This window comes from Halobacterium sp. CBA1126 (assembly GCF_009741975.1).
Lineage (GTDB): Archaea > Halobacteriota > Halobacteria > Halobacteriales > Halobacteriaceae > Halobacterium.
On sequence record NZ_WPCF01000154.1, the window covers coordinates 1 to 4,442 of the forward strand.

Consider the following 4,442-nt stretch of genomic DNA (forward strand, 5'->3'; position numbering starts at 1 on the left):
GCCGCCGTCCGCGAGGAGGTCGAGAACGGCGCCGACGGCGTCGTCGTCATGCACGGCACGGACACGATGCAGTACTCCGCGAGCGCGCTCTCCTTCATCCTCGACACGCCCGTCCCCGTCGTCTTCACGGGCAGCCAGCGCTCCGCGGACCGCCCCTCCTCGGACAACGTGATGAACGCCGTCTGCTCGGTGGAGGCCGCGAAGGCCGACGCCGCCGAGGTGATGGTCTGCATGCACGCCTCCGAGAGCGACGACCGCTGCGCGCTCCACCGCGGTACGCGCGTCCGGAAGAACCACACCAGCCGCCGGGACGCCTTCGAGACCGTCGGCGCGGAGCCGCTGGGCTACGTCGACTACGACGCGGCCAGCGAGGACGCCGACGCGGAGGCCCGCGGCGTGGCGTTCACGAAGCCGCACGCCGAGCGCGGCGCGGTCGACCTCGACAGCAGCCCCGACCTCGACGCCGACGTCGAACTCGTGAAGTTCACGCCCGGGATGGACGACGCCTTCTTCGACCTCTGCGAGGGCAAGTCCGGCGTCGTCATCGAGGGGACGGGGCTCGGCCACGTCCACACGCAGTTCATCGACCGCATCGAGGAACTCGTGGCGGACGGCACGACGGTCGTGATGACCAGCCAGTGTCTGGAGGGACGGGTCTGCGACCGCGTCTACGACACCGGCCGGGACCTCCTCGACGCCGGCGTCGTGGAGGGCGAGGACATGCTCCCGGGCACCGCGAAGGTGAAACTGATGTGGGCGCTCGCGAACACCGAGAGCGTCGCGGAGACGATGCGGACGCCGCTCGCGGGCGAACTCACGGACCGCTCGGTCCCGTGGGAATGACCGGGGACGTCGAGATTCGGCCCGCGGAGCTCGCGGACTACGACGACGTGGTGGCGTTCGCCAGCGACACGTGGGCGGACCGCCGCGAGGACGGCGACTACATCCCGCAGGTCTTCGAGGAGTGGGTGGAGACCGACGGCCCCGAGCAGCGCACGCTCGTCGCGGACACGGGCCACGACGTCGCCGCCGTCGCGCAGTTCGTCCTGCTCTCCGAGCACGAGGCGTGGGCGCAGGGGATGCGCACGAACCCCGACTACCGCGGCCGCGGCGTCGGCTCGACGCTCGTCCACGCGGGCTTCGACTGGGCGCGCGAGCGGGGCGCGACGGTCGCGCGCAACATGGTGTTCTCGTGGAACGTGATGGGGCTCGGGCACTCCCGCGCGGTGGGCTTCGAGCCCGCGACGGAGTTCCGCTGGGTCCACCCCGAACCCGACGCCGACGCCACTCCCGACCACGAGGTCACGGCGGACGCGAACGCGGCGTGGCAGTTCTGGCAGGACAGCGCCGCCCGCGACCACCTGCGCGGGCTCGCGCTCCACACCGACGAGTCGTGGGCGCTCGCTGAACTCACCCGCGAGCGGCTCGCGGCGGCCGCCGACCGGGACGCCCTCGCGGTCGCGCAGGACGACGCCGGCACGCGGGGGTTCGCGTTCCGCTCGCGGACGTTCGACCGCGACGAGCAGACGTGGGCGGAGTACGGCGTCGCCGCGGGGGCGGACGAGGCGGCGTGCGCGTCCGTGCTTGACGCGATTGCTGCGGACGCCGCGAGCGTCGGCGCGGACCGCACGCGCGTGCTGATTCCCGAGACCGCGGCGACGGTCAGCGACGTGGCGGTCACGCGCACGGAAATCGGGGAGGAGCCGGACTTCGTGATGGCCGCCGACCTCACCGCCGACTACCGGGCGTAGGCGGCGAAACGTTTTGTCGCCGGGCCGGGTAGGCCCGTGCACTCGAATGCGCGAACTCCGGGACTTCTCGCTCGACCCCTCCGACCTGACGTACCGCCAGCGGCTGGTTCTCGCGTACGCCGGCGGGCTCGTCTCCGTCGTGCTCGTGTTCACGGGCCTCTACTACTGGGGGATGGCGGCGCTGGAGGGGCGCCCGCGCTCGCCGTTCCAGGCGTTCAACACCGTCATCGAGGTGATGACGACGACCGGGTTCGGCGCGGACTCGCCGTGGCAGACGCCGCTGATGAACCTCTTCGTCGCGGGGATGCAGGTCTCCGGCGTCGCCATCGGGTTCGTGACGCTGCGCGTGCTCGTCATCCCGCTGTTCGAGCGCACGCCGATGAACCTCGACGACCGCCTCTCGGTGAAGAACGACCACGTCGTCGTCGCGGAGTACCGCCGCGACAGCGAGGTCCTGCTGGACGAGCTCGAGGCGCTTGACGTCGACTACGTGCTCGTGGAGTCCGACGAGGAGGAGGCCAAGCGGCTCTCCGACGACGGCTACCAGGCCATCAACGGCGACCCCGAGGACCGCGAGGACTTAGAGCGCGCGAGCATCGGGAAGGCGAACGTGCTCATCACGGACGCCGGCGACCGGACGGCCAGCGTCGTGCTGACGGCCCTCGAGCTGAACGAGGAGCTCCGCGTGGTGAGCTTCACGGCGTCGACGCGACGGAAGGCCGCGCTCGCGGAGGTCGGCGTCGACCGCAGCGTCGCGCCGCACGCGCTCATCGGCCAGCGGCTCGCTGAGAAGGCGACGACCCCCGTCTCGGTCGGCGAGCGGGCGAGCGACGAGGTCGCCATCCGGGAGATCCTGGTGCGCCGGGACAGCCCGCTGCACGGCGTCCGCGTCCGGGAGTCCCCGGTGGCGAACCACCCCGAGTTGACGCTGGTCGCGGGCTGGTTCGACGGCGAACTCCGGATGCCGCCGTCGCCCGAGGACCGGCTCACGCCGAACACCGTGCTCGTGGTCGCGGGGCCGGCCGACGGCATCGACGATCTCACGGGCGAAATCGCGGGCGTCCAGCACTCCCGCGTGCGCGAGCACTCCCGGGTCGTCGTCGCGGGGCTCGGCGAGGGCGGCGCGGCGGCCGTCGACGCGCTCCCGGAGGACGTGAGCGTGACGACCGTCGACGAGTCCCCGGAGGTCGACCCGGACGTGGTCGGCGACGCGACGGAGCCGGAGACGCTGGAGGCCGCCGACGTCGACGACGCGACCGCGCTGGTGGTCACGGTGAACGACGACGCGACCGCGCTGCTGACGACGGCGATGGCGCGCTCGCTGTCCGCGGACGTGGAAGTGCTCGTGCGCGTGACGGACACGGAGAAGGGGTCGGCGGCGTTCCGCGCGGGCGCCGACTACGTGCTCTCGGTCCAGCGGGTGAGCGCGCGCCTCGTCGCGGCCGAGGTCCACGGCGAGCGCGTGATGGACCCGGTCGGCCAGATCCGGCTGGTGCGCGCGGACGCCGCGCCGTTCGTCGGCGAGACGGTCGCCTCCGCCAGCGACCCGGAGACGGGGTGGACGGTCGTCGCGGTCGTCCACGACGGCGAGGTGAACACGACCCAGTCGGCCACCATCGAGGCCGGCGACGAGGTGTTCGTCGCGGGCAGCGACAGCGCCGTCCGGAAGTTCGAGCAGGCCGTCGACTGATTAGGCGAGCCGCGCGGGGTCGCCGGCGTACGCGGCGAGGCCCGGGTAGTCGGCGATGACGCCGTCGGCGCCCGCGTCGCTGCACGCGACGGCGTCCTGCCAGTCGGTCACGGTCCACGCGTTGACGGTGCGGCCGTCGCGGTGGGCGTGCTCGACGACCGACTCGTCGAGGCCGTCGACCGGGGCGTGGAGCGCGCGGCAGTCGAACTCGCTGGCGCGCGTCAGCCCGCGGTCGGTGTCGAGACACAGCGCCGCCCGCGGCGTCTCGGGCAGCACCTCGGTCGCCGCCTCGAGCGCGCCGTCGAAGAACGAGGAGACGACGACGGGCGCCTCGCAGTCCGCGAGGGCGTCGGCGACCGATTCGGCGAACGGCCGCCAGACCGCGGCGTCCGGTCCGGAGAGCCCGAGGCGCGCGTCCTCGCTGCCGGGGGTCTTCAGTTCGACGTGGAACTCCACGCCGGCGGGGACGAGGGCCGCGACGTCCGCCAGCGTCGGCACGCCCTCGCCGCTGCCGAGCACGTCCGCGGCCGCGAGCGTCTCGGGGTCGGCGTCCCAGACGAACCCCGTCTCGTCCGTGAGGCCGCGCGAGTCGCCCTCGCCGTCGAGGCGCTGGTCGTGGAAGAGGACGGGCGTGCCGTCGGCCGCCGGCTGGACGTCCACTTCCACGCCGTCCGCTCGCTCGCGGGCCGTCCGGACCGCCGCCGCGGTGTTCTCGGGGGCCGCGCCGGCGAACCCGCGGTGGGCGATTTCGCGCATCAGCCGCCGCTCACCGGCGGGAACAGCGCGAGCTCGTCGCCCGGGTCGAGTGCCGTCTCGAGGCCGTCCGCGTGGGCGACGTTCTCGCCGTTGCGCAGGACGTTGATGTGCTCGCGCACGTCGCCGTCGTCGGTCAGCACGCGGTCGCGGAGCGCCGGCCGGTCGGCGAGCAGGGCGTCCAGCGCCTCCCCGACCGTCTCCGCCTCCTCGTCGACGGTGATTCGGCGGTCGCCGCCGACCTCCGC

5 protein-coding genes are annotated in these 4,442 nt (G+C 73.4%); 3 read left to right on the forward strand and 2 right to left on the reverse strand.

What is annotated here, in order from left to right; translation table 11 throughout:
- The 3 genes from gatD to GJ634_RS14285 all read left to right on the forward strand — a co-directional run.
- Positions 1-843: Glu-tRNA(Gln) amidotransferase subunit GatD (gene gatD, locus GJ634_RS14275; protein ID WP_157503524.1), on the forward strand; the 843-nt coding region annotated here is incomplete at its 5' end.
- A complete protein-coding gene (locus tag GJ634_RS14280) occupies positions 840-1,751 on the forward strand; it encodes a GNAT family N-acetyltransferase (RefSeq protein ID WP_157503525.1) in 912 nt (303 codons plus the stop codon). The genes gatD and GJ634_RS14280, both read left to right, overlap by 4 nt.
- A 46-nt stretch (positions 1,752-1,797) precedes the next feature.
- Positions 1,798-3,441 carry a TrkA family potassium uptake protein gene (locus GJ634_RS14285; protein WP_157503526.1) on the forward strand — a complete coding sequence of 548 codons (1,644 nt, stop codon included), beginning with the start codon at positions 1,798-1,800 and terminating at the stop codon, positions 3,439-3,441.
- Here the strand turns inward: GJ634_RS14285 and GJ634_RS14290 are convergent, their stop codons facing one another.
- Positions 3,442-4,197, reverse strand: a complete 756-nt coding sequence (locus GJ634_RS14290) for a glycerophosphodiester phosphodiesterase (protein ID WP_157503527.1) — start codon at positions 4,195-4,197, stop codon at positions 3,442-3,444. It lies immediately after the preceding gene.
- The coding region (locus GJ634_RS14295) for a ubiquitin-like small modifier protein 1 (RefSeq protein WP_157503528.1) at positions 4,197-4,442 on the reverse strand (246 nt) is incomplete at its 5' end. The genes GJ634_RS14295 and GJ634_RS14290, both read right to left, overlap by 1 nt.